Origin of the sequence: Pauljensenia sp. 27098_8_83 (assembly GCF_041432695.1) — a bacterium.
GTDB lineage: Bacteria > Actinomycetota > Actinomycetes > Actinomycetales > Actinomycetaceae > Pauljensenia.
Genome location: NZ_JAPWAD010000017.1, coordinates 15,458 through 40,896, shown reverse-complemented (window position 1 = coordinate 40,896; position 25,439 = coordinate 15,458). Strand labels below are relative to the sequence as shown.

General features: G+C 67.1%; 14 protein-coding genes. 6 read left to right on the top strand and 8 right to left on the bottom strand.

Annotated features, from left to right (window positions below; all coding sequences use genetic code 11):
* Positions 1-1,448 precede the first annotated feature (1,448 nt).
* Positions 1,449-3,188: an L-serine ammonia-lyase, iron-sulfur-dependent, subunit alpha gene (locus O3656_RS07325; RefSeq protein ID WP_500063316.1), complete on the bottom strand. Its 1,740-nt coding sequence runs from the start codon at positions 3,186-3,188 to the stop codon at positions 1,449-1,451.
* A 1,020-nt stretch (positions 3,189-4,208) separates the two neighbouring features.
* Between O3656_RS07325 and O3656_RS07320 the strand changes: the two genes are divergently transcribed.
* The 5 genes from O3656_RS07320 (at position 4,209) to O3656_RS07300 (ending at position 12,030) form a co-directional block, all read left to right on the top strand.
* Positions 4,209-7,277 (top strand): prealbumin-like fold domain-containing protein, encoded by a 3,069-nt coding sequence (locus O3656_RS07320; protein ID WP_500063315.1) that lies wholly within the window; start codon positions 4,209-4,211, stop codon positions 7,275-7,277.
* Between the two features lie 82 nt (positions 7,278-7,359).
* The gene (locus tag O3656_RS07315) at positions 7,360-8,970 is read left to right on the top strand and encodes a SpaH/EbpB family LPXTG-anchored major pilin (protein ID WP_500063314.1); all 1,611 of its coding nucleotides are present in this window, start codon (positions 7,360-7,362) and stop codon (positions 8,968-8,970) included.
* A 139-nt stretch (positions 8,971-9,109) separates the two neighbouring features.
* Positions 9,110-10,312, top strand: a complete 1,203-nt coding sequence (locus O3656_RS07310; protein ID WP_500063313.1) for a class C sortase — start codon at positions 9,110-9,112, stop codon at positions 10,310-10,312.
* 304 nt (positions 10,313-10,616) lie between these two features.
* Positions 10,617-11,360: a 5'-methylthioadenosine/S-adenosylhomocysteine nucleosidase gene (gene mtnN / locus O3656_RS07305; protein ID WP_500063312.1), complete on the top strand. Its 744-nt coding sequence runs from the start codon at positions 10,617-10,619 to the stop codon at positions 11,358-11,360.
* 157 nt (positions 11,361-11,517) lie between these two features.
* Positions 11,518-12,030, top strand: a complete 513-nt coding sequence (locus O3656_RS07300) for a low molecular weight protein-tyrosine-phosphatase (protein WP_500063311.1) — start codon at positions 11,518-11,520, stop codon at positions 12,028-12,030.
* Positions 12,031-12,237: 207 nt separating this feature from the next.
* Here O3656_RS07300 and O3656_RS07295 read toward each other — a convergent pair whose 3' ends face one another.
* On the bottom strand, positions 12,238-13,176 hold the full coding sequence (locus O3656_RS07295; protein WP_500063310.1) for an endonuclease domain-containing protein: 939 nt from the start codon (positions 13,174-13,176) through the stop codon (positions 12,238-12,240).
* Between the two features lie 622 nt (positions 13,177-13,798).
* Between O3656_RS07295 and O3656_RS07290 the strand changes: the two genes are divergently transcribed.
* Positions 13,799-14,575 (top strand): hypothetical protein, encoded by a 777-nt coding sequence (locus O3656_RS07290; protein ID WP_500063309.1) that lies wholly within the window; start codon positions 13,799-13,801, stop codon positions 14,573-14,575.
* 346 nt (positions 14,576-14,921) lie between these two features.
* Here O3656_RS07290 and O3656_RS07285 read toward each other — a convergent pair whose 3' ends face one another.
* The 6 genes from O3656_RS07285 to O3656_RS07260 form a co-directional block, all read right to left on the bottom strand.
* Positions 14,922-16,277, bottom strand: a complete 1,356-nt coding sequence (locus O3656_RS07285) for a cytochrome c biogenesis protein/redoxin (RefSeq protein WP_500063308.1) — start codon at positions 16,275-16,277, stop codon at positions 14,922-14,924.
* Positions 16,278-16,545: 268 nt separating this feature from the next.
* Entirely contained in the window at positions 16,546-17,232 is a 687-nt protein-coding gene (locus O3656_RS07280; RefSeq protein ID WP_500063307.1) for an AAA family ATPase, read from the bottom strand.
* Positions 17,229-17,762 carry a phosphoribosyltransferase gene (locus O3656_RS07275; protein ID WP_500063306.1) on the bottom strand — a complete coding sequence of 178 codons (534 nt, stop codon included), beginning with the start codon at positions 17,760-17,762 and terminating at the stop codon, positions 17,229-17,231. The genes O3656_RS07280 and O3656_RS07275 overlap by 4 nt, the downstream gene beginning before the upstream one ends.
* A 408-nt stretch (positions 17,763-18,170) precedes the next feature.
* Positions 18,171-18,677 carry a SprT-like domain-containing protein gene (locus tag O3656_RS07270; RefSeq protein WP_500063305.1) on the bottom strand — a complete coding sequence of 169 codons (507 nt, stop codon included), beginning with the start codon at positions 18,675-18,677 and terminating at the stop codon, positions 18,171-18,173.
* 97 nt (positions 18,678-18,774) lie between these two features.
* Positions 18,775-24,033, bottom strand: coding sequence for a DUF3418 domain-containing protein (locus tag O3656_RS07265; RefSeq protein WP_500063304.1), 5,259 nt, complete (start codon positions 24,031-24,033; stop codon positions 18,775-18,777).
* A gap of 321 nt (positions 24,034-24,354) precedes the next feature.
* Positions 24,355-25,320 carry an ADP-ribosylglycohydrolase family protein gene (locus tag O3656_RS07260; protein WP_500063303.1) on the bottom strand — a complete coding sequence of 322 codons (966 nt, stop codon included), beginning with the start codon at positions 25,318-25,320 and terminating at the stop codon, positions 24,355-24,357.
* Positions 25,321-25,439 lie beyond the last annotated feature (119 nt).

Sequence of the window (25,439 nt, the reverse complement as noted above, 5' to 3'; positions counted from 1 at the left end):
CTGTGGGTTGTTGCCTCGTGGTGCCTCTGGTGTTCCAGGTGCCGGGTGCCTGTCGTTTTGGGCCGGGCTGCTTGGGGTGCCTGTGGGCGGCGGCCCGCCCGCGAGCCGTCCGCGCTGCGAGCTTCGCTCGGCGCGTCGACTCGTTGTCCGGCCGGGCCTTGGGTTGCTGCATGTAGCCCAGTTCTGGCTGTCAATCATCAATTTCGCATGCAATTCCCCCGCAGCTTGTTCAAATATTGAATTTGCATCGTTGGAATTGCAACGTTTTCTGGGTTTGTTGAAATTTGGTCCAATCGAATTGCATGCGAAATTTGTCTGGCTGTGGTCTTGCGACCGTCCACCGGCACCGTGGTGGGTTCCTGCGGCTCGAGGCCCGCCCGTGCCCTCCGGACCCTCCGCGCCCTCCGGACCCTCCGCGCCCTCCGGACCCTTCAGATCCCCCGGACCCACCAGTGCCCTCCGCACTAGTGGGGCCCGTGGTGCTGTTGTGTTGGCTCGCTCGATCTCTGCCTCGTGTTCGGTACAAAATTCTCCCCGCTTGGTGTTTTGTTGAGCAAAGCGGTACAAAACTCTCCCTGTGCGGGCAAAACATGCCAAATTGGGCCATCTTGGGCGAGCGGGGAGAGTTTTGTACCGCACATGCGGCGAGAAGGGGTGAGCAGGGAGAGTTTTGTCCCGAAGCGGCAAGGTGTGGTTCTTGTTGGGCGAGTGGTGTTGTGCTCTGGCGTAGTCCTCGTGCCAGTAGGCGGGCTATGGCGGCGCCCTGGCGCTGCTCACGGGCACTGCGGTCGGGCTCTCCGTGCCCCCGGCGTTCTCCACGCCGGTGGCGGTGGGGGTTGTGCGCCATGCGAAGCGCTGCGGGGGCGTGTTGTCGGCGTGTCGCAGCCTTGGATGGCGCAATTCCCCCCGATTGGTGGTGGTGAGATCCCGTTTTCGGTTGGCGTTGCGCCCAAGGTGCAGACCATCTCGGTGAAAAGAACCCAAATACGACAATTTTGGCTGAATGGGTCTGCACTTTGGCGAAATTGGTGCGTGCAGGTGTGGTGGTTGAGTGATTCGGCACTGTATAGTCACGTGCTCGCTGCGGCCCGGGCAGCTGGGCCCCACTGCTGGCAGTGTTAACCCTTCAATGCGCAGCTAAACCCTATTGGTGGCATGGTGGGCAGCCCGCCTAGGCCACCACCTGTCGGGTTAACGTGCGCATGAAAGGGCCCAGACCGCCACTTATCGGGTTAACGTGTGCGATCAGTGATTTCGCATGCAATTCCCCTGAGTGTATTTCAGGTTTTGAAATCAGATTATTGGGATTCGGCGGTTTTTGAGCTTGCGTCGATTGATGCCGCGGGGGAATTGCATGCGACTTTTGTCTGGCACTGGCCCCGCCACCGGCCGCAGCCCGCACCGCGGCTCGGGACTGCGGGGAAGCCCCGCAGCCAGCCCCGCAGGCCTCAGCACTCCACGACGTTGACGGCCAGGCCGCCCTCCGACGTTTCCTTATACTTCGACAGCATGTCGTTGCCGGTCTGGCGCATCGTCTCGATGACGACGTCCAGGCTCACCGTGTGGCGGCCATCGCCCCACAGGGCCATGCGCGCCGCGTTGATCGCCTTGACGGCCGCGATTGCGTTGCGCTCGATGCACGGCACCTGCACGAGGCCCGCCACTGGGTCGCACGTGAGTCCCAGTGAGTGCTCCATCGCGATCTCCGCCGCGTTCTCGACCTGCTGCGGAGTGCCGCCGAGGGCCTGAGCCAGGCCCGCCGCCGCCATCGCCGAGGCCGACCCGACCTCGCCCTGGCAGCCGACCTCCGCGCCAGCGATGGACGCGTTCGTCTTAATAAGGGCGCCGATCGCCGTCGCCGCTAGCAGGAAATCGTGCACGAGGGCGCGGCGGCGGGCCGCGCACGCCTCGCGCGAGGCGGGATCATTCGAGCAAGCCTTGGAGGAGTCCGCCGTCATGCGGATGTGCGCCAGTGGGGTGACCGCGCCGTCCTCGGTCTCAGGCCCCGCCGCCACTCCGGGCGTCGACCCTGTCTCGGGGCAGTGCGTCACCAGGTAGCCGAGGACCGCGGGGATCACGCCGGCCGCGCCGTTCGTCGGCGCGGTGACGACGCGGTGGCCCGCCGCGTTCTCCTCGTTCACGGCCAGGGCAAAGAGGTTCACCCAGTCCATCGCGCGCATCGGGTCGGCAACCGTCGACACCCAGGCGCGAGCAGCAGGGGAGCGCACGCCGTCCGCGGGAGATGCACCCGAGGGGGCCCCGGCCTCGTCCGAGGAAGCGGGGAACCCCGTCAGGCGCTCCGCGAGCTTTCCGGCGAGCGCGCGTGCGCGGCGCGGAACGTCCAAGCCGCCCGGCAGGATGCCCGCCGCCGACGTGCCGGCGTCCACGCAGTCGAACATCGTGTTGGCGATGCGATCCAGGTAGGCGTTGACGGTCTCGTGGGGGCGCACCGCCTCCTCGTTCGCGCGCACGAGGTCCGCGATGCTCAGGCCGGACGCGTCGCACGCGGCGAGCAGCTGCGCGCCCGACGCGAAGGGGTGCGGCGCGGGAACGTCGATGCCGACGCCCGCCTGGCTCGTCGCGAGCGAGGACACCTCCGGGTTGTGCGGGTCGTCATTCGTCTGAATCATGACGAAGCCGCCGCCCACCGAATAGTAGGTGCGCTCCAGGATGGTGGCGCCGTCCTCGTCGGAAGCCGTGATCGTCAGCGCGTTCACGTGATAGGGCAGGACCGTGCGCGGCACGAAACGCACATCCTCGGCGATGTTGAGGGGGACCTGCGTGCCGCTCGGCAGCGTCAGCATGCTCGACGAGGCCAGGGTCGGCAGGATGGACTCCACCGTCTCGATGTCCACCGTCTCCGGGTCGTAGCCCGCCAGGCCGAGGAGGACCGCGCGGTCCGTCGAGTGGCCTCGGCCCGTCGCGCCCAGCGACCCGAATAGGTCAATCGTGATGTGAGAGGGCGGCTTCAGCGTCGTCAGCTCCGTCGTAAACGCCAGGCCCGCGCGCATCGGGCCCACCGTGTGCGACGAGGACGGCCCGATACCAATGCGGAACATGTCGAAGACCGACAGCGGGTGCGGCGCATCATGCGCGGCAACCTCGCCCGAGACAATAGCTGCGGGCGTGGGGCGCGACGGGTCGTACGTCGTGACAGACGTGCCGAGGGTGACGGGGCGAAGATCCATGGGGACTATTGTGCAGTAGCCGCCGTGGGGGCTGCAGTGTGTGAGTGTGGCTGCTCTGTGCGCCTGATCTCCGGCCGCCGCGTGGCCTGCCCGCCCGCTCGCCGTCCGCGCTGCGAGCTTCGCTCGGCGCGTCGTCTCGAAGCCCGGCCAGGCCCCGCAGGCCCCGCGGCGGCCTCTGATCGGGCGTGCGCGTGTGTGCCCTGGCCCTCCGAACCCTCCGGCGCCCTTCACACCGGCGGCGCTGTGTCGCTGACGTGTGGCCGGGCGCGTCGACTCGTTGTCCGGCCAGGCCCTGCAGGCCCCGCGGCGGCCTCCAATCGAGCGGGGCTTGGTGCGTGTGTGCTTGCTCTGGCCTTGCCGGCGCTCTCCACACCGGCGGCGTCTGTGGTTCTGGTGTGAGTGTCCAGGCCCCGCGGTGGCCTCCGGGCGGGGCCTCCCAGGAACCGTGGTGCAGCTCAGCAGTTTCGCATGCAATTCCCCTCGAGCGTCCTGCCTGTTCGTATTAGTTCGCGCTGCTGAGTCACTCCTGTTCGGGAATTGCATGCGACTTTGGCGCGGGCGGGTGATGGGGCATATGGCGCGGGGTGTGGCGCGGGGCATGTGGCGGTGGGGAGAAGTTCGAGGGCGCGCGGATGACAGGGTAAAGGGTTTGCCTTGCGGCACTTGACGCTTGGCGGGTGACACCGGTTCGAGAATAGGACTATCGGTTGATTGTTGAGGATGTGTCAAGTTCAGTCAAGTTCCACATTTTGATTTGTTTCCATCCGTTAAAAAAGCCAAAAATAGGTCACAGGAGGCACTTTCATAGACTGATACCGATAGGTAAAACCGCTTTATCCTGCGGAAATATCGCTTGACTATTTTTCTGTAAGGTAGCCCACTTTGAGAGTTGGACAAATTGGGTTGCATTTTTCAGTAACTGCGTCGTAGTCTGGATGTCGTCAAGGTTGTGGAAAAACCTCTCGGGATGTCCCTCCGAGTGCGACACAGCGAAGCAAGAGTCCTCAAGGAGAACGATTGATGGCAACGAGTCGAGCGCGCGCGGGCCACGCGCGGACCAAGCGAACAGGAGTCGCCTCCCGCGCCCTGGCCGCCCTGGCCGTCGTGGCTACTGCAGCCAGCACGCTGGTCGTCTCCCAGGCTGCCGCCCCCCAGGCCGCACAGGCCGCCCAGGAGCCCGCCGCTACCGGTATCGACGTCGGCGCTGTTCGTGCCAACATGGGCACGGGCATCGTCAACGCTTCTGAGACCGACACAACCACCAGCCTCCCCGACAACTTCATCCGCTACGGCATCGTGCCGGGCATGTCGCCAACACCCTTTTCCAGCACCGGCGTTAATGGCGGCAAACCGATTACGGACAGCAAGCCTGTCGGCACCTTCCTGGGTGGGACTGTCGCCAAGCAGAAGGACCTGTGGACCTACATCGCCCGCGGCGCGCCGTGGAAGTGGGATGACCAAACGAACAATACTGGTCCCGGCGACTCTGAGGACAGTAAGAAGTGGATGGATGCCCACTACAAGCAGTGGCACGATGGCGGAACCGGGAAGATCTGGGTGAACGGCCAGAGCGCCATCGGTTTCAAGCCAAATGATCCGGGTACCGTTCAGCCGGGTCAGACCTTCCTGCTCGGCGCGATCCGCCACAACAACCTGCCGATCCAGGGCGGACCAAATGTTAAGCAATATCTGCACTCGACCCTGCAGCTGACGATCCCGAACCTCACCGGTTCTCAGCCCGAGGCGTATCCCTTCGTCAATTACGAGTCTTACAACACTCTCTCCTCGACGATCATGTACCGCAAGGGTGGTGCCTACGTCAAGGACCCCGGTATTGATGGGACGGGCACCTGCCGCACCGACATCGGCATCAACGGTAAGTCTGCGACAGAACCTGCGCTCCCCGCGTCTGGCGTTCAGTTCCTGCGCGACGCAGTCATGGACCAGGGTATCTACTACGGCACGCCCAAGTGGGTGACCGACCCTGCGACCGGCAAGCAGGTCTTCATAGGCACGGCCTACGAGCCCGAGCTGGCTAACTCGGCCGACCCCTCGCAGGGTTACGTCAACAAGCCTGAGTCTCAGTCGGGACGCTACTACTGCGTCAAGTACGTGGGCGAGGGTAATGGCGACTACGACCTCTACAGCCAGTACTACAACAAGGGCGCGGAGCAGCCGTACAGCCACGTTACCGCTAAGAGGGTGACGCCCATCAATTGGCCTGGCGCCAAGGGTAACGTCAACGAGAACCCCTACGTCTACGACACCGTCAAGCTGGAGAAGACAGCCTCGGACCATACCTTCACGAAGAACGGCCGCAAGTACCGTCTGCACCTGTGGGGCTTCACCCCCGCGAACAATGCGACCAACTTCCTGACCCCGGACAACTTCAACTCCATCCCGACCGCCGACTGTCCCGCGACCCCGCCCGCGGACGCCAAGCGTACCGACACCTTCGTGACGCAGGAGCTCTCGGTCAACTACGGCTGCCTCTACGGTGTCATCACCGAGGAGAGAAGCGTGCGCATCGCGAAGGCCGTCGAGGACCCGGCGGGTGCCAACCCGACGATCCCCGCCGCCACCTTCTCGGTGACTACCGGCGACACGTGGCACGATAATAGGGCTGACACCCCGGCAACCACCGGTACCGTGTCCGTCACGAAGCCCACGGTCTCCTCCGCGCCGGCTCGCACAAGCTACATGTACGGCTCCGATCCGCTGACGAGTCTGACCCCCACCGCTTTCGGTGAGGCCCAGGCGAAGTACGACTCGGTGTTCATCCCCTTCGAGGTCGGTAACTCCGACTTCACCATCACGGAGAAGGACATCTCGACCGGCGGCGAGGACAAGTGGAGCCTCAAGGACATCAAGTGCGTCAACGGCATCGGTGAAGACGTCGCCGTGACCAAGACCGAGCGCGGCGTCAGCTTCAAGAACGTCGGCGGTGCAGCGTCCGACGAGGCAGCCCCCATCACCTGTACCTTCGTGAACGAATACCAGGCTCCCAAGCTGCGCGTCCAGAAGACCATCGAGAACAACGGCGGCGCCGGCGGCGCCACCACCTTCAATGTGGACTACAAGATCGTCGCCACCAACGACGGCTCGCTGGCCGCCAACACCGGCAAGCTCACCGACAAGCCCGACTTCGCGAAGGGCCTGGAGATCAACTCTGCCAAGATCGCCGAGACCCAGGCCGGCCTGAACTCCGCGTCCAACGCGACCGCCACCGGCGGCGTCTACACGCTGACCGACGGCGTCGAGCTGGCCCCCGGCGCCACCAAGGAATACTGGATCCGCTTCTCGGTGACCCGCAACCCCGCGGCCGCCGGATACAACGAGGCCGACCTGGCCTGCTCCGTCAACGGTAACAACGAGCTCGCTCCCGGCAAGGGTCTCTTCAACGAGGTCTTGGCTGAGAACGGCAAGGACAGTGACGGTACGAGCAACAACAAGGCCTGTGGCCCGACCGTCCCCCACGACTTCGTGATCGTGAAGGCCGGCACGCAGAACACGGGCACCACCTTCGCGGATGCCTCGAACCAGTACATCGGTCCGAACAATGCGGCCATGTACCCCCTGAAGGGTGCCGAGTTCGCGATCTACAAGTCCAACCCCAACACGGATGCGAACGCCACCGTGGTCAAGACCCTGACCCAGGGAACCGCGACCGACGGCTACTACTGGAGTGTCAACGACCTGAACCTCGACACCGCCTACTGGCTGGTCGAGACCAAGGCACCCGCGGGACACTCCCTGCTGCCCCAGCCCCTCGAGTTCAAGCTGACCACCGCCCACGCGGACGGCTCCGGCACGACCATTGAGCTCGCGGCCGACCTCACGGACCAGGCCAAGTGGGCCACGAGCGCCGTCCAGGCGTTCGCGTCGGACAGCAGCACGCCGGGCCCCCAGGGCTTCCTGGTCGGCGGCACCCGCAAGGCCACCATCGTTGTCAAGGACACCGAGGTTGGCGAGCTGCCCAAGGCAGGCAGCACCGGAATCTACCCCTACATCGGCGTCGCAGCGGCGCTCATGTCCGGGGCGATGGTGATGACCGTGGTCACCACCAAGAGGCGCAAGGCACTCGCCTGAGCCACCCATGAGGTCCCGTGACCACGGTGACCCACCATCAAGAAAAACTCCCGAAATCACACACACAGGAGAAAGAAAACCCATGAGCACCACGAAGACCCGCCGCAGCCTGAGCCTGCTCGCAGCCTTCGCCGTCGCCGCCGGCGCGCTGGCCCTGCCCGCCGCCACCTCCGCGACGCAGGCTGCCCCCGCCTTCGGCCTGGCCGCCACCGTCACGCGCGCCCCGTCGCTCGTCGACCTCGACACCACCAAGACCGGCTCCATCACCATCCACAAGTACGTGAAGGACGCCACCAACGGCACCACCGAGGGCAACGGCCTTGAGGACAACTCCAATCACGGCGCGCCGCTGGCTAACGCCAAGTTCTCCGTCGAGCGCCTGACCAACATCGACCTCACCACGCAGGCCGGCTGGGAGAAGCTCGCGAGCTACGACGGCAACGTTGCTGCTGCGAAGAACGACGGCGTTGACGCTGCCGTCGCGAAGAAGACCGATGCCGACGGCCTGGCTAAGTTCGACGGCCTCACCCTCGGCGCCTACGTCGTGACCGAGACCGAGACCCCCGCGGGCTACGTCGGCTCCAAGCCCTTCATCATCACGGTGCCCATGACGCACCCGACCGACCTCAACAAGTGGGTCTACGACGTCCACGCCTACCCGAAGAACTCCAAGGCTGGCATCGACAAGACGGTCAAGGACGATACCACCCCGGCCATCGGCTCCGCGATCTCCTACACCATCAAGTCCGACGTGCCCGCCGCTGAGGCCCTCGACTACTACGACGTCGTCGACCAGTACGACAAGCGCGTCGAGCTGCCCGAGGCGAACGTCGCCCTGAAGATCATCGACGGCAAGACCGGCGAGGTCGCCCTCGTCAAGGACACCGACTACAAGCTGATCTCCGCCACCGGCACCGACGGCAAGACCAAGTTCTGGACCGCCGAGTTCACCGCTGCGGGCCGCCAGAAGCTGCTCGAGAACCGCAAGGACGACACCACCAAGGTCCAGATGGACCTGTCCGGCACCGTCAAGGACAAGGTGGAGGCCGACGGCCTGTTCAAGAACAAGGCCATCCTGCTCCCCAACGCCCCCTCCAACGGCTGGAAGCCCGGCTCCGGTGAGGTTCCCCCGCCGGACTACCCGAACTCCGAGGTCGTCTCCAAGTTCGGCAAGGTGAAGATCACGAAGGTCTCCTCCGTGGACGCCACCGCCAAGCTGAAGGGCGCCCAGTTCGAGGTCTACAAGTGCACGCCTCAGTCCACCCCGACCGCGAACTTCGAGTCCGTCGACGCGATCCTCGATGAGAAGCTGAGCCCCGCTGGCAAGGAAACCTACGAGACCGACACTGACGGTGTGGTCACCATCGACGGCCTGCGCAACAACGACTGGGAGAACAACGAGGCCGTCGCCAACCCCGGCTACTACTGCCTCGTCGAGGTCAAGGCCCCCGACGGCTTCGAGCTCCAGACCCGCCCGATCGCCTTCCAGGTCCTGCAGACCAACTCCACCGAGGATAACACCTACACCCTCGCGACGACCGTCAAGGACGTCCCGCACAACGGTGGCTTCAACCTGCCGCTGACCGGTGCTGCCGGCATCGGCGTGCTGATCGGCGCTGGCGCCCTCCTCGTGGGCGGCTCCGGTGCGATCGCGCTGGCCAACAAGCGCCGCAAGGAGCAGGCCGACGCCTGATCCTCGCTAGCTAGCGACACACAGGGGGGGTGTGGACCCGCGGGTCCACACCCCCCTCACGTTGCCCGCAACCACCCCCAAGCGGTACTACCCTGTAACCAGACAAACTTCCACGGCCTCGGCAATGAACGGAGAAAGCGTGAGCACCCAAGCGCCCGACAAGAAGAAGACACCCCTCAAGTGGCGTCTCCTCACCATCGCGCCCCCGATCCTGCTGCTCGCCGGCATCCTTGTCCTCCTCTACCCCGTCCTAGCGACCCAGTACAACAACCAACGCCAAGAACGCATCGCCTCCGAATTCAGCGCCGTCGCCGACCAGGCCGGCCCCGACGCCGTCGCCGAGTCCCTGCGCCGCGCCGACGAATACAACCTCAAAGCCTCCGAGTCCCCCATCCTCGACCCCTGGCTGGACGCCCAGCGCCCCGGCACCGCGCAATACCAGGACTACCTGAGCCAGCTCAACCTCAACGACGTCATGGCGACCATCAAAATCCCGTCGATCGACGTCAACCTGCCGATCTACCACGGCACCGAAAACGCCACCCTCGACAAGGGCATCGGCCACCTCTTCGGCACCGCCCTGCCCGTCGGCGGCGAGTCCACGCACACCGTCCTCACCGGCCACACCGGCCTGGGTAACGCCACCATGTTCGACCAGCTCACTTCTGTGAAGATGGGCGACGTCTTCTACATCGAGACCGCCGGCCGCCACCTGAAATACCAGGTCACCGACATTCGCGTCGTCCTGCCCACCGAAACCGAATCCCTCAACAAGGTCGAGGGCAAGGACCTGGCCACCCTCATCACCTGCACCCCCTACGGCATCAACACGCACCGCCTCCTCGTGACCGGCGAGCGCGTCCCCATGGACGACGACGCCGTCGCCGCCGAAGCCGCGCAGGTCAAGGGCGCCGTCATGAAGCCGTGGATGATCGCGGTCCTCGCGTCCGTCGTCGTCATCCTGGCCATCGCCGGCGCCATCTGGCTGCGCTCGCGCAAGCGCAAGGACGAGGAGCCGCAGGCGGTTGAGAGTGGAGCCGCCGCTGCTGGCGCGTTGGCTACCGCTGCGTCCGGGGACGAGGCCGGGGCTGAGTCCGGCGCTGCGGCTGTGCGCGGCGCGCCTGCTTCCGCCGAGCTCGTGGCCACCGAGCCCGCTGCGCCTGCTTCCACTGATCCTGCGTCCGCCGCTCCTGCTGACGCCGGCCCTGCTGGTGCTGGCGCTGGCGCTGCGCACGCCACCCCCGACCTGCTGGCCTCCGCCGAGCAGATCTCCGACGAGGAGATCGATGCGGGCCGGACCGCCGCCCTCAAGAAGATGCTCGAGGAGCGCGGCAGGCAGTAAGCGGGCGGGGCGAGGCCCCGACCCGGCCCGACCCCGGCCTCGTCCCGGCCCCGTCCCGGCCCGGCCCCGTCCCGGCCCGGCCCTGTGGTTCCTCAACAATGTCGCACGTAATTCCCCTGTGCGTATTTCAGACTTTGAAATTGCATCGTTGGAATTGCAACGTTTGTGGGCTATGTCCAAAAATGACCGTGTTAAATTACGTGCGACTTTAGGGGGACCCAGGAAAAGGGGACGTGTACATACGACGCGGCCCCGCGCGGGGCGAGCGCGACCCGACCCGGCCTCGTCCCCTACGATGGGACCTATGAACCTCAGCTTCCCCGAGCGCATCCGCGTCGACGCCATCATCCAAGCCGCCATGGACATGGAGGCCGCGCCCCTCCTGCACGCGCTCACCCCCATCGGCGGCGACGAGACGCCCCAGGCCATCCTCGCGGGCACCCACAAGACTCAGCGCTTCGTGCTCGGCATCCTCGACGGCCGCACCGTCCTGGTCGTCACCTCCGGAATCGGCCTGGCGAACGCCGCGTCCGCGACCGCACGCGCCCTCACCCTCGTCGAAGCCCCAATCGTCATCGCCGCCGGCACCACCGGCGGGCTCGCCCGCGACATCAACGTCGGCGACATCGCCGCCGGCACCCGCGCCATCTACGGGCAGGCCGACGCGACCGCCTTCGGCTACGCCATGGGCCAGGTCCCCCAGATGCCCGTCGACTACACCACCTCCGAAGCCGCCGAAGAACGCCTGCCCATCCTGCGCGGCCTCATCGAGCACCGCGTACGCCGCGGGCGCATCGTCTCCTCCGACTCCTTCTGCACCGAGGCCAACGTCGGCCCCATGCGGACGCGATTCCCCGACGCCATCGGCACCGACATGGAAACCTGCGCAATGGCCCAGGTCTGCTGGTCCTCCGACGTCGACTGGATCTCGCTGCGAGCCGTCTCCGACCTGTGCGGCCCCACCGCCGACCAGGCCTTCCACATGGACGGCGCCCGCGCCGCCGCCCACAGCGCCCAGGCCGTGCGCGCCTACCTGACGCTGCTCTGAGGCTCGCGCGCTCCTGGGTTCTGCGCGCTTGCGTGCGTGTGTGCGCGTGCGCGCGGACCGGCCTGCTGTCTGACCCTGCGCCCGCCGGAGCCTGCCCCGGCCTCGTACCCGCCCCGGCCGCGTACCCGCTCCCGCCCCCGAACGAACGGAAACGATCATGACCCGCCCCGCACGCGTCCTGATGGTGTGCACCGGCAACATCTGCCGATCCACGATGGCCCACGCGATCCTCGAACAGGCCGCCGCGCGCGCCGGCGTGGACGTCGTCGTCGATAGCGCAGGCGTCTCCGACGAGGAGGAGGGCAACCCGATCGACCGCCGCGCCGCCCGCGTGCTGCGCGACGCCGGGTACGCCGTGCCCGAACACCGCGCGCGCCAGATCCGCGCCGGCGAGCTGGGGGAGTGGGACCTCGTGCTGGCCATGACCTCGCGGCACCTGAGTGTGCTGGAGCGCCTCGCCGATCGCGCGGGTATCGAGCATGAGGGCGCGCCTGTGTCCGCCGCTGATCTGCTTTCCGGCGATGCCCCGCGCGTCTGCCTGTACCGCGACCTCGACCCCGAGGGCAGCGGCGACGTGCCCGACCCGTGGTACGGCGGCCACCAGGACTTCCTCGACACCCTCGAGGTCATTGAGCGGGTCACCCCGCAGATCCTGCAGCTTCTCAGCTGACGGGCACGGCGCGCTGACAGGCACGGCGCGTCGGCACGTTCCGCGCGCTGACTGGCGTCTTGCAGTCGAGGCCGTCTGGGCGCCTGCCACTTCTAAATTTCGCATGCAATTCCCCTGAGGGTCCTTTGAGGCATCCCTAGAAAACCGCATGATTTCAACGATCTAATTTCAAATGTTGAAAGAGGCGCGGGGGAATTGCATGCGAAATTAGTGTTGAGGGTGATAGCTAGGCAGGTATCCGCTCAGGATGTCAAGGAAGGCGGCGTTCTTCACTGCGGCCTGCGGGTCTTCCGTTCCGGTGTCGGGGACGAGGCGATGGAGGGCTGCCACCGATACCGGGACCTCGCGCGCGAAATCTCCATTCATGACGTCGTCATAGGTGAAACGAAGGACGACGTATCCGCGCCGTAGAAGTTCTCGATCCCGCTTGAGGTCCTTCTCGCGCTGCTCCTTCGATGAGTGGAAGGCCCAGCCATCCACCTCGATGATGATGAAGCCGAGGATGATCATGTCGACCTCGCCGACTCCTTCAATCCAGACCCCGACCTGCGGTGTCAGTCCCATATCAATGAGCTGCAAACGTGCAACTGTTTCGAGGATTGAGCGGGCTCGGTCCGATGAGAGGGAGAGAGCTTCTCTGAGGTGAGGTAGTCGGCTGCCGGTTGAAGGCATCGCGAGCGTTGAAATGTCGTAGAGGCCGCGATTGCGTGCGGCATCGAGCATTGGCAGAGACACCTTCAGTGGCATGCAAACGAGTACCCGCTCCAAGACTGTCCCGATGCTGGCGACGTGTGTACGCCTTTCTTCGTCGCTCATGATCTGTTCCCTATGGATGCATACATCGTCGAAGCGGCGTAGCTTCGATGGGTGCATTCCATGGTTATACGCAACTGACAGGTGGGTCTTTTGTGGGCGTTCCTCCATGAGAATCGGAAGCTCGTATATTTGCGCAGCACTCACGCACGAGAGGCAAGCGTTGTACACGAAGGCGCGTACCTGATCGAGAGTGAAGCTGTTCTTGTCATAGATCCAGCCTCGGTAGTGTCCGATGGACTGGGGGAGCATTGTGGGAGCGAGCTCTGCGTGGCGCAGGCTCGATAGTTTGGTGATTCCGTGCCGTTTACGTAGCTCTTCGTTGAGGTCCATGTATAGATCATGCTACTTTGTGACGCTTTATGTGAGGTGTTTGAAAAATCTGTGGATAACTCAGAATTTTCGCACGTAATTCCCTGTCGGGGTCTTTTTAAGACCTCGTGAAAACCGCATGATTTCAACGATCTGATTTCAAATCTTGAAAGAGGTCTGGGGGAATTACGTGCGACATTGTTGGGTAACTGAGGGTGTGGGGTGCGTTCGCAAGGTCTGGGGTGGGGTGCGTTCGCAAGGTCTGGGGTGGGGTGCGTTCGCAAGGTCTGGGGTGGGGTGCGTTCGCAAGGTCTGGGGTGGGGTGCGAGGCCTGGGTCGGGTTATGAGGCTCGGGCTAGGTTACGAGGTCTGGGTAGGGGTGTGAGGTTGGGGTGCGCGAGGCCGGGGTGCGAGGCCGGGGTGCGAGGCCCGGATGGGCAAGGCTAGGGGCGGGCAGGGCTGTGGGTTACGAGGCTGACGCGTTGTCAAACGTGTCTTGCCTACGGAACGAGGTTGTATGTTGCTCGTGTCACGAATTACGGTGAAATCGCTGGCACGTTGGTCAGTAGCTGCATGATCTGCGGTGAGCGCCTTGCGCAACAGGCGATTGCGCGCGCATACACAACACAAACTAAGGATGCATATGAACGCACTGAAAAAAGTCGCACGTGGTGAGCGGACGACAATCATCGTCATTGCACTGGTCGCAGCCGTCGCCCTCGTCCTGGGCGTCGGTGGCTTCTTCATGGCACGCACGTTCCTGACGAGCATGGACTCTGGAACCACGGCCTCGAAGGCGAGCTCCGATTCAAACGGAGGGATGAGTGGTGCCTCGTCCGGCGAGGCTTCACAGGTGCCCGACACCGCACCGCAGTCCGAGGCAGCTGCTCCCACCCCGGAGGCCACGGCCTCGAGCATGCCCCCGTGTGAGGACGGCACCTCTGCACCCGATGGAACCTGCCTGCACCCAGCATCGGTTCAGTGGCTCGACGACCTCCTGCCCGACCCGTCCACCGTTGATCGCAAGGATGCTGACGCGGTGTGTTCCGCCTACGTCATCACCAATCAAACGTGGGACGCGTCGCGCGACGTCACGGACGCGTTCGCGTCCATCCGCGCGAGCGTCTACGAGACGCCTGAGCTGCAGCGTAAACACACGCCGACCCCTGAGCTGGAGAGAGGGCAGGGTGAGTTCCTGCCGCTGGTGCCGAACCACTCCCACACGACTGTCACGATTGAGAACATCGGCGTCGAAGGCAGGGAACCGCCCCGCCGCGAAGGTAATGAGTGGGTGAGGCTCGTCAGCTTCACGCGCTCCTACGCGGACGACTCGCACGAGCCGGTCCGCGAGCTCGTGTTCCTGACCCTTATCGAGCAGGAGGACGGCACCTGGGCTGTCGGTAACGCCGAGTGGCACTGATCGGCGCTGATTGGCGCGAGGTGCGTTGACTGGTGCGTTGTGCCGCGTTGGCTGATTCTGGGTAGCCTCTTCAATTTCGCATGCAATTCCTTTCCGGGGTCTTTGGTGACCCCTGTAAAAACCGCGTGATTTCAACGATCTGATTTCAAATCTTGAAAGAGGGGTGGGGGAATTGCATGCGACATTTTTGGGTAACTAGTGATCGGGGCGGAAGGGCGGGACGGAAGGGCGAGGCGGAAGACCGTGTGGAGGGACGACGAACGAGGCCGGTGTGAGTGCGACGAGCTACCCCGCGGTGGCCGCCCGCGTGCCGTCGCGAGGCCTCGGCCGCCTCAGCTCGGCCGGCTCAGTCGGGCAGGGTCGCTCCCGCCTGGGTGAGGAGGGTGCGGATCTGCTCCTCGACGCCCTTCGTGCCGCGGCCCACCGCGACCAGCTGGCCGTCCGCGCCGGCAATGTAGTGCGTCGGCCACGCGGTCGCGCCGTAGGCCTTGAAAGCCTCGAGGTCGGGGTCCAGGGCGACCGGGTAGGTGATGCCCAGCTTGTCGATCGACGCGTTCACGACCGCAGGGTCGCGCTCGTAGGCCTGCTGGGGCGAGTGCACGCCCACCACGACCAGGCCGTAGTCCTTGTACTTCTCGTAGATGGCCTCAAGCTCGGGGATCTCGCGCTGGCAGTTCGTGCACGAGCTCGACCAGAAGTCCACCAGCGTCACCGTGCCGGACGGCTGGCCCAGGGAATTCAGCCACTCCGAGGCCTGAATCGTCGGCATGACGCCGCAGTCCTTCGCGCCGCCGCGCGCGCACTGCGCGAAGTCGGTGCTGGCCTCGACGTCCTTCTCGGGCTCGCACGCGCCGTCCTCGCAGGCGCCCTCGGTGCCCGCCTCGAGCGAGGCCGTGTAGTCGGGGATCATGCGCTGCAAGGCCATCGGAGCGTCCGTCGCGATACCCAGCGCGAGCGCGATCATGGCGACGCCCGCTGCAATGCGCAGGGGGCGCTGGCGGGTCTTCAGGAAGCGCGCGGCCACCCCCGACCCGGCGATCGCCACGATCATCAGCGGGATCGACACGCCAATCGCGAAGGAGACGGCCAGGCCGATGATGTGCCACGTGATCTGCCCGGAACTCGAGGCCACGATGATCGAGGTCAGCACCGGACCCGCGCACGGCACGAACGCCGCGCCCAGGACGAGGCCGAGGCCAAAGCCTGCGCTGTCGCCCGTCGTGCGAGGTGTCAGGCGTGCGAAGGGACGCTCCAGCACTTCCATGATCTTTGGGACGATCATGCCGATGCCGACGGCCAGCAGTAGGACGATGCCCGTCCAACGGATCAGCGCCTGCGGCAGGTTCAGCAGACTCAGTAGCGCCGAACCCGCGACCGTGATCAGCATGAACGAGGTGACCAGGCCCAGGACGATGAGCACCGGGCGGCGCGTCACCGACTCGCCGCTCTGTGCTGCGACAGCTGCCTTCTTGGGCGCCTCCCCGCCCAGGTTCACGCCCGGAGCGAGACGGAAGAGCGACGGATCCACGCCCGCCTTCGCTTCGTCAGAGGATGTGGAGGAGCGGGCGGCCCCGGCCTCGTTCGATGAGGACGCGGAGTCGCGCCCGCCCGCGGCGCCGAGGAAGAGCGCGGGCAGGACGGGAAGGATGCACGGGGAGATGCCCGTGATGAAGCCGCCAAGAAGGCCGAGTAAGAGGAACATAGGTTCACCTTACTTGGAAGTGGTTGAAAATGCGCGCTACTTATCGACGGCAAGCATGGCAACCGTTTGGCATGGCCGTCCCCTGAAAAGTCGCACGTAATTCGCTCCCTGGCATTTCAAACGTTGAAATCGGATCGTTGAAATCATGCGGTTTTCGGCCGTGCTCTAAAACTGACCGTGGGAAATTACGTGCGAAATTATGGGGGTGTGGGCGCAGTGACGAGGCTGTGGCGCGTCGGTCCGACTCGCCTACAGCGACAGGACGCGCCTACAGCGACAGGACCAGGTCCGCGCGCTCCTTCGTGCGCTCGACGAGAGCCATGTTCGCGGCGTCCACCGTGCGCACCCAGTGCGCCGCGTCCGCGCGGTCGCGCCCAAAGCTCATGTGTCGGTCGATGAGGCGCGATGCGAGCTCGTCAAAAGGCGTGTCAATAAAGACGAGCAGGTCGATGAGGCCACGCACGTCCGCCCAGCCGGGCAGCTCGAGGCCCAGGTAGTTGCCCTCCGTAATGGCGACACCGTCGATCTCGATGGGGAGCGAGGCAGCGACGGGTTCATGCAGGTCGCGCCGGTAGTCGGGGGCCAGCACTACCGCGTCCCCGCGGCGCACGCGCCCCAGGAGAGCGACGTACCCGCCCACGTCGAAGGTGTCGGGTGCACCCTTGTGGTCGGCGATCCCCCGCGCGGCCAGCACCGCGTTGGACATGTGGAAGCCATCCATGGGGGCCAGGCCCGCGACGGGGATGCCGGCCTCGGGCAGGGCGCGAGCCAGCTCGGCGGCGATCGTCGTCTTGCCGGTCCCGGGAGGACCGGTCAGGCCCAGCACGCGCACCGGGTCACCGAGGCGGGCGCGCTCGGCCACGGCCTCGACGATGCGCCGGGTGATCGACGAGGCCTGGGCGCGCCCGGGAGAGGCGGCCGCCTGCCGTCCTGAGCCCGCCAGAGAGGAAGTCACGGCTTGATGACGGGCAGCGTCGACCAGGGGAAGTTGATCCACTTGTCGGTGTGCGCCCACACGTAGTCGGGATCGATGATGGACACGGGCTTCTTGTAGATGACCGCGCTGCGCGCCTCGACGCGCACGGAGGAGGAGCCGTCGAGGGACAGGCCGTGCTCGTCGATGAGGTCCATGACCATCTTGAGGGTCTTGCCGGAGTCGGCGACGTCGTCGACGACGAGGACGCGCTTGCCGTTCATCGCGGAGACATCCATGAGCGGGGGCAGCAGGATGGGTTCGGCGAGGGTCTCGCCGATGCCGGAGTAGAACTCGACGTTCATGGTGCCGATGGCCTTGACGTCCATCGCGTAGGCGATGGCGCCGGCCGGGATGAGGCCGCCGCGGGCGATGGCGACGATCAGGTCCGGGATCCAGCCGGAGTCGATGATCTGCTGGGTGAGCTCACGGGACGCGTCGCCGAAGCCCTGCCAGGTGAGGACTTCGCGGTCGGGAGCGGTCGTGGCGTCGGGGCTGGCGGTGGTACCCATGGCTTCCTTCTCTCGGGGGTGTTGGGATCAAGGGTATCGCCGTCGGGTGGGTGTGTGCTCGCCTTTGGCTGTGTTCGGCCCTGTGACGTGGGCAGACGCACGCCGCGGGCAGCGTTTTGGGTCTCCAAGGTCAGGGGCGAGGAAGGGGCGAGGAAGGGCCTGAGAAGTTTCTCCCCGAATATCGCAGGTAATTTAACTCGGTCATTTTTTGGGTATGGCTTAAAACGTTGCAATTCCAACGGTCTGATTTCAAAGTTTGAAAGAGTGAAAGGGGAATTGCATGCGACATTTTTGGGTAAGTGATCGTGTGTGGGATCGGCCGGTGGCGGCGGAACGCTAATGGCGGCGGAACGCTAATGGCGGCGGCGGAACGCTAACGGTGGCGGAACGCTAACGGCGGTGGTAACGCTAACGGCGGCGGATCGAGGCGAGCTCTCGCTCGTAGGCGCGCCCGGGCGAGGCCGCCTTCCCCCGGTGCTCCCACGTGAGGATCAGCGCGGGGTCGAAAGCACGCGAGCACACCCCGCACGAGGAGACGCGCCGCGGCGCCCGGTAGAGGCGACGCTTGGCCCCGCAGCGCGGGCACGTGCCCACCCAGGGCGCGTCCGGGGAGGGCAGGGACGAGGGCAGCCGCGCGGAATCCGGGGTGCCGAGGGCTCGGGCTGCCCGCTTCCACGCGGCGTCGTGCCCGTGAGCGGGGCCGACGAGGGCGTGGGCGATCTCGTGCAAGATCACGCCCCGGATCGTGCCTTCGTCGTACAGGTCGGTGAGCGGTCCGGACAGGCTGATCGTGCGCGTGGAGTGCGTGCATGCCCCCGCCCGGCGCTTGGCGTGGTCGAAGCGGAAACGCCAGTCGGCCAACCCCGCCGCGTCCATGAGGGAGTGGGCGAGGACGCGCGCCTCCTCCCGCTTCATCGCGCCCCCGCGAGCACGCCGAGCACGCCGAGCGGGCACCTCGTCGCGGGTCCGCCCAGGAGTGGGGTGAACAAGGAGACGCGACGCTTGTCCCGCTTCATCGCGCCCCCGCGAGCACGCCGAGCAGGCGCTTCATGGAGACCTTATTGGGCGTGCCCAGGGTCTGGGCGAACATGGACACGCGCAGCTCCTCGGCCATCCACCGCGCCTGGGTGAGCGCGGCGTCCCGTCGGGCGTCGTAGGGGCGGCGCTCCAGGGCCTGCCGCGTGGCGGCGATGTCGGCCTCGGCCTGGTGGATGCGATCCATGTCCTCCAGGTCACGCCTGAGCGCCCCCGGCGAGGACGCGGCGCGCTCGATGCGCACGGCCCCGGCGCGCAGGTAGCGCCCCAGGTGCGGCAGCGCGAAGGCGGGCGTAGCTGACACGAAGCCCCCGTAGAGCAGGGTTTTGCCGTGCCGTGCGACGTCGCGCGTCGTCTCCCCCAGCGAGGCCTGGGGGTGGGAGCGCACGGCGGCGTCGGCCTCGGCGCTGGCCTCCAGCGCCCGCACGACGTGGGAGAGGATCTGGTAGACGCGGTCCTCGTGGGCGTCGCGCGCGGCCGCCACGAGGGTCTCGAAGGCCTCTGGGTCGCGCACGTCGGCGGGGGTGCTGAGCTCGTCGACGAGGGAGCGGGCCGAGGCCAGCTGCGCGTCCGCGACCAGGGCCGCCGTGTCCGCGTAGGGGGAGGCCGCCAGCATGAGGGCCTCGCGGCCCGTCCACCGCGTGGTCACGCGGTTCGTCGCCAGGGCGACGCGGGTGAGCAGCAGGCGGGCGAGGCCGGCGCGGTGCTCGCGGTCGGCCTCGGCGGCGCTGGCCATGACGCGCACGCCCGCAGCCGGGGCCGCGGCGCTGCCCTGGGGGACCAGCGCGGGGAAGGCCCGCAGGGTCATCGAGCCCGAGGTCTGGGTGATCGAGCGAGGCAGCGTCGGCATCTCGGCGATGGCGTCCGCGTGGAAGGTGGGGTCCGGGGACGAGGCCTGGGCTGCGTCGCGGGATCCGGTGCCCGTCGCGGTCGCGCCGTGAGTCGGGGTGGGGGAATTCTCCCCACGGCGCGATCCCGTGGGGGTGTCGTTGGGGGAGGGCGCTCCACTCGCGGCGTCGTGCGCGCCGGTGGCAGCGTTTTTCCCCGACCCCCCGCGTCCGCGCTTGTTCCTGCGCGCTTGCTTCTCGCCGGCCTCCTCGAGGGCCGCCCGCACGGCTGTGCGCACCGCCTTGTTCGCGTCGCTGGCCAGGGATCGCTGCAGGTAGGCCAGGTCCTTGCCCGCGCCCAGCTCGCGCCCCGAGGCGTCGGTGACGACGAAGGTCATGCGCAGGTGGTCGGGCAGGTGGGCGCGCGCGTGGTCGAGGTCGGCCTCGCTCAGGTCCACGCCGCGCAGGACGCGCACCGCGTGGGCGAGGGCGTCCAGGACGGGGCCGTCGGTGAGCGTGCGGCGCGTGGGGGCAGCAGTGCCGGAGGCGCTGGCCGGCGTGGCCGCGCTGGCCGCGCCCGATGCGACGGCTCCCGCGTGACTCCCAGTGCCGACGATCGCGCCGGCCGCGGGACTCGTGCCCGGCTGCGCCGCTGCGCCCGTCGCGCCCGCGCCGGTCGCCTCGCCCGCGCTCGCTCCCGCCGAGGCCTGCTTCTCGGGGGCCTTCTGCGCGCCCTTCTTGGAGGCCTTTGCGGGAGAATTGCGCGTCGAGAGACGGCCCGAGGTCGCGCCCCACGCCGCCAGGCGGCCCATCGCGGCGTCCAGACTCAGGGGGTCCGGCTCGTCGGTCTGTGCGGCGTCCTTCTGGCCGCCGCGCTTTGCGGCACCGGTACCGGAACCTGCGTTGCCGTCCGCCCGCGCACCCGTCCCGGCCTCACCCGCGTGCGCATCCGCGGACTCAGCGACGGCCTCGACTGGCTCGTCGCCGGCCTGCTCGATCCAGCGAGCCACCGACGCGGCCACGTCCGGTGCGGGGGCCAGCAGCCGCCGCACGCCCTTGGGTAGAGCGCGGATCGCCTCGGTCAGCAGGTCCTCGCGCATGCCGGGCACCAGCCAGTCCGTGCCCGCATCGCTGACGCGCTCGAGCACCTCGATCGGAATGTGCATCGACACGCCGTCGCGCGGGCTGCCCGGCGCGAACTCATAGCTGAGCGCCAGCGACAGCTCGCCGCACTGCCAACGATCCGGGAAGCCCTCGCCGGAGGTCGCCTCGCGTGGCATCAGCAGGGACGCCGGGTAAATCAGCAGGTCCGGGTGAGAGCGACGCTCGTCCTTCCACCAGCGGTTGAACGCCGCCGCGCTGGTCACGTGCTCGGGGATCAGGTCGTCGAAGAAACGGAAGCGAGCCTGCTCGTCCGCGACGAGGCCGTGGGTGCGGCTACGGCGCTCAACCTCGCGAGCCTGCTCCACCAGGGCCTCGTTTCGGCGCTGGAAACCGTGCCTCTCCCTCCACTGGCCATCCACCAGGGCGTTGCGAATGAACATCTCGCGGGCCAGCTCGCGCGCCGTCGTCCCCTCGCGCGAGGCCGCCAGCTCCTCGAAATGACGCGGCTCAAAGGACCCAGACGACAGCGGATCCTTCGACGCCGACACCAAGCCAGCCGCCAGCGCCTCCAACGATCCTGCGCGTGGAGCGTGAGAGCGCGAGGCGGCCACGGCCTCGTCGATGACGAGGTCACCCAAACGACCCAGCAACACCTCGCGGTCCGCCGCCAGCGTCAGACCGTAGAGGGTCACGCGCTCGCGGACCATCGCCGCGCCCTTGCCGACCGACCAGAACGGCTCCGAATACGAGCGCTTGAGCAGGCCGCGCGCCGCCGGCTCCACCCACTCCGGGCGGATGCGGGCCACCGTGCGCGCAAACAGGCGCGAGGTCTCCACCAGCTCCGCGGTCATCACCCAAGCGGGGTGACCGCTCACGCCCGAACCCGGCCAGATCGTGAAGTGCGTGCCGCGCGCGCCCTCGTAGTCGCGCTTCGTCTCATCCCATGAGCCCAGGTAGGACAGCAGGCCGACCAACAGCGAGCGGTGCACCTGGTCCGCGTCCACGGAAGCCGGCCCCTGCCCGTAGGCCAGGACCGCGCGCACGGCCGCGTCCTGCGCGCCGCCGAACTGGGCGGCCTCCACAACGTCGCCCGTCGACGGCTCGCCCACCGGCCCCGCGCCGATCCCCAGCGCGCGGGCCATCTGGCGCAGCTGGCCGACGACGTCGCGCCACTCGCGCCACCGCAGGTAGTGGAAGAACTCCGCGCGGCACATGCGCCGGAACGCCGAGCCCGACAGGTCGCGGGCCTGGACCGCCAGGTAGCGCCACAGGTTCAGGTAGGTGATGAAGTCCGAATGGGGGTCCGCCAGGCGCGCGTGCGACGCGTCCGCCGCCCCCTGGTGCTCGGCCGGGCGCTCGCGCACGTCCTGGATCGACAGCGCCGCCACGATGACGAGGACCTCCGAGGCGCAGCCCAAGCGCTCGGCCTCCAGCAGCATGCGCCCCAGGCGCGGGTCGATCGGCAGGCGCGCCAGGTCCCGGCCGATGCCGGTGAGCCTGTACTGGGACGAGGCCGGGGCCGCGTCCGCGGTCTCGCGATCCTGCGCGAGCGCTCCGATCTCCACGAGGAGGGCCACGCCGTCGCGCACCGCGCGCCGATCCGGGGCGTCCAGGAACGGGAAGTCCTCGACCGCGCCCAGGCCGAGGGACGCCATCTGCAAGATGACGCTGGCCAGCGACGTGCGCAGGATTTCCGGCTCCGTGAAGCGCGGACGCGAGAGGTAGTCGGCCTGGGAGAACAGGCGGATCGCCACGCCCTCCGCGACTCGGCCGCATCGGCCCGCGCGCTGGTTCGCGCTGGCCTGGCTGACCGGCTCGATCGGCAGGCGCTGCACCTTCGTCTTGTTGGAATAGCGGGAAATACGCGCCAAACCCGGGTCGATGACGTAGCGGATGCCCGGCACCGTCAGCGACGTCTCCGCGACGTTCGTCGCCAGGACCACGCGGCGCAGGCGATGCGGCTCGAAGACGCGATGCTGCTCGGCCGCCGTCAGCCGCGCGTACAGGGGCAGGATCTCGATGTCTCCCGGGCGTGCGCCCTTGTCGTCTCCCGCGCGCCGGCCTCGTCCCTTCAGGTGATCGAGGAGGGCCGCCTCCGTGTCGCGGATGTCGCGCTCGCCGGGCAGGAAGACCAGGATGTCGCCGTCGCCCTCCGCGCTCAGCTCGTCCACCGCGTGACAGATCGCGGTCTCCACGTCGATGTCCTCGCCCATGCCGTAGCCCAGCGTCGCCAGCTCGTCGTCCGGGTCCTCGAGGACCAGCTGCATGGGGCCGGACTCGGTGAGGTCGGTGATCTCGAGGGTCTCGATGGGCTTCTCCGCCTGCTTTGACGAGGCCTCGGACGTGTACGACGAAGGCGTCGTCGGGCCGAGGGGACGGTAGCGGATCTCCACAGGGTACGTGCGGCCCGACACCTCGATAACCGGCGCCGGCTCGATCAGGCGGCCCGAGCCGGGCGTGCCCTCCCACGTGCCGAAATGGCGCGCGAAACGATCCGAATCGATCGTCGCCGACGTGATGATGACCTTCAGGTCCGGGCGCGCGGGCAGCAGGCGCGCGACGTAGCCCAGGATGAAGTCGATGTTCAGGCTGCGTTCGTGGGCCTCGTCGATGATGAGCGTGTCGTAGCGGCGCAGCATCGGATCCGACTGAATCTCCGCCAGCAAGATGCCGTCCGTCATCAGCTTGACGAGGGTCGTGGGGCCGACCTCGTCCGTGAAACGCACCTGGTAGCCCACCACCTGGCCGCGCTCGCGGCCCACCGTCTGCCCCAGCTCGTGGGCGATGCGGTCCGCGACGGAGCGCGCCGCGAGCCTGCGCGGCTGGGTGTGCCCGATCATGCCGGCGACGCCGCGGCCCAGCTGCATGCAGATTTTCGGCAGCTGCGTCGTCTTGCCCGAACCGGTCTCGCCCGACACGATGACCACCTGGTGGTCGCGGATAGCGCTCGCGATCTCGTCGCGGCGCTCGCTCACCGGCAGGTCCGGGAAGGAGATGACGGGGATTGCCGCGGCGCGCTCGGCTAGCTGCTCCGGGGTGAAGGGCTTGAAGGGGCGCGCGTGCTCGCGTTGGGGGCGGCGGCCCTCATGGTTGCGGTTCTCTCGGCCCTGGCCCCGGCCTGCCTGGCCTTGGCGTCCCTGTCCCTGGCGTTCTCGGCCCTGGCCGTTCTGGCGTTCCTGGCCCCGGCCTCGGCCGCTCTGCCGTCGCCGCGCGCCGTCGCGCCCGTCGGAGGGGCGACCCGCGTTGCGAGAACGGGGGCCGCGCGCGTTGGGCTCGGACGGGGGAGTGGAGCGAGAGTCAGGCATGATAGCGCCAGTCTAGTCGCAGGCCAGAGTGGGCCGCCCGGCACCCGGCGGCGTGGCCGCCCGGCACGACCGCCCGGCACCCGGCGGCGTGGCCGCACTGGAGGGGGCTCAGACCTCAAAAGTCGCATGCAATTCCCTTGGGTCAGTTTTTGAGTACGGCTCAAATCCGCATGATTTCAACGGTCTGATTTCAAACATTGAAATAGGTGCGAGGGAATTGCATGCGACATTTTGGGGTAACTATTGGGTGTGGGTGTGGGTGTGGGTGTGGGTGTGGGTGCGGGGGCGCGTGTGGGTGTGGGTGTGACGAGTCTCGGGCCGTCAGGCGGAGGCCTCGCGCAGGTCCTCGTCGAATCGAGTCACGGGAGGCTCCAGACGCAGCTCCACGAGGTCACGCGCCAGCTGGTCGATCTCCTCGCCCTGATACAACGTCGACCTCCACGAGGCCGGGATGGCCTCGACCCCATAAAACGCGCCGCCCAGCTGGCCGTAGATCGCAGCGTTCGTGTCCGTGTCGCCGCCCATGTTCGCGATCGCCAGGGTTGCATCCTTGAAGGACGGGAAATCCAGGAGGCCATGCACCGCCAGGCGCAGGCCGTTCACGATGTAGCCGCTGGTCTCCGCCTCCCACGAGGCGCGCACCTGCGGATCCGAGCTGATCACCCGAGAGGCCATCTCGTCGAAAGCCGCGCCCGTCGACGCCCACGACACGTCCATGATCTGCTCCGGCGACCAACCCAGCAGCGCGCCCACCAGCAGGGCGGCGAACACCTCGGTGGCGGCCTCGGCCTCGACCGAGAAGTGTGTCTCGCGCGCGCTCAGACGCGCGGTGGCAACGACCTCGCGCGGGGAACGCGAGCGGAAACCCGCGATCACCATGGGCGCCAGGCGCATAATCGCGCCGTTACCGGCGCTGTTCGAGCGCTCGGCGGTCACCGGCACGCGGCGCTCGTGCTCGTAATCGAACAGCGCGGCACGCACCTGGCCACCGATATCGAAACACCTGTCCGTCGACGAACGGTAACCCTCCGAAAACCACCGCTGGTAGCGGTCCATCACGTCAAACGAGTCGTAGCGGCCCTGCGCCAGCAGAGAATCCGCGATGCACAGAGCCATCGACGTGTCATCCGTCCACTGACCCGGCTTCAGCAGGAACGGGCCGCCACCCACCATGTCCGTAATCGGCTCGAAAGTCCCCGCCCACTTGAACTCATTCGTGGTGCCCACCGCGTCGCCGACCGCCAGGCCCACCAGGGCGCCGCGCGCCCGAGAAAGAAAAGTCGTCATGTCCCCAGTGTGCCACAGGCCGCACCTGCCGGGATCCACGCCTGCGCCCCACACCTACCCGAGGCCAGGGGACGCGGGAGGCAGCCCCGGCCTCGTCCCCCGAGACCACCCCGGCCTCG

Bases quoted from the DNA above. Each gene is read 5' to 3' on its own strand.
- O3656_RS07325 (WP_500063316.1), bottom strand. From the start codon at position 3,188: ATGGATCTTCGCCCCGTCACCCTCGGCACGTCTGTCACGACGTACGAC.
- O3656_RS07320 (WP_500063315.1), top strand. From the start codon at position 4,209: ATGGCAACGAGTCGAGCGCGCGCGGGCCACGCGCGGACCAAGCGAACA.
- O3656_RS07315 (WP_500063314.1), top strand. From the start codon at position 7,360: ATGAGCACCACGAAGACCCGCCGCAGCCTGAGCCTGCTCGCAGCCTTC.
- mtnN (WP_500063312.1), top strand. From the start codon at position 10,617: ATGAACCTCAGCTTCCCCGAGCGCATCCGCGTCGACGCCATCATCCAA.
- O3656_RS07300 (WP_500063311.1), top strand. From the start codon at position 11,518: ATGACCCGCCCCGCACGCGTCCTGATGGTGTGCACCGGCAACATCTGC.
- O3656_RS07295 (WP_500063310.1), bottom strand. From the start codon at position 13,176: ATGGACCTCAACGAAGAGCTACGTAAACGGCACGGAATCACCAAACTA.
- O3656_RS07290 (WP_500063309.1), top strand. From the start codon at position 13,799: ATGAACGCACTGAAAAAAGTCGCACGTGGTGAGCGGACGACAATCATC.
- O3656_RS07285 (WP_500063308.1), bottom strand. From the start codon at position 16,277: ATGTTCCTCTTACTCGGCCTTCTTGGCGGCTTCATCACGGGCATCTCC.
- O3656_RS07275 (WP_500063306.1), bottom strand. From the start codon at position 17,762: ATGGGTACCACCGCCAGCCCCGACGCCACGACCGCTCCCGACCGCGAA.
- O3656_RS07270 (WP_500063305.1), bottom strand. From the start codon at position 18,677: ATGAAGCGGGAGGAGGCGCGCGTCCTCGCCCACTCCCTCATGGACGCG.
- O3656_RS07265 (WP_500063304.1), bottom strand. From the start codon at position 24,033: ATGCCTGACTCTCGCTCCACTCCCCCGTCCGAGCCCAACGCGCGCGGC.
- O3656_RS07260 (WP_500063303.1), bottom strand. From the start codon at position 25,320: ATGACGACTTTTCTTTCTCGGGCGCGCGGCGCCCTGGTGGGCCTGGCG.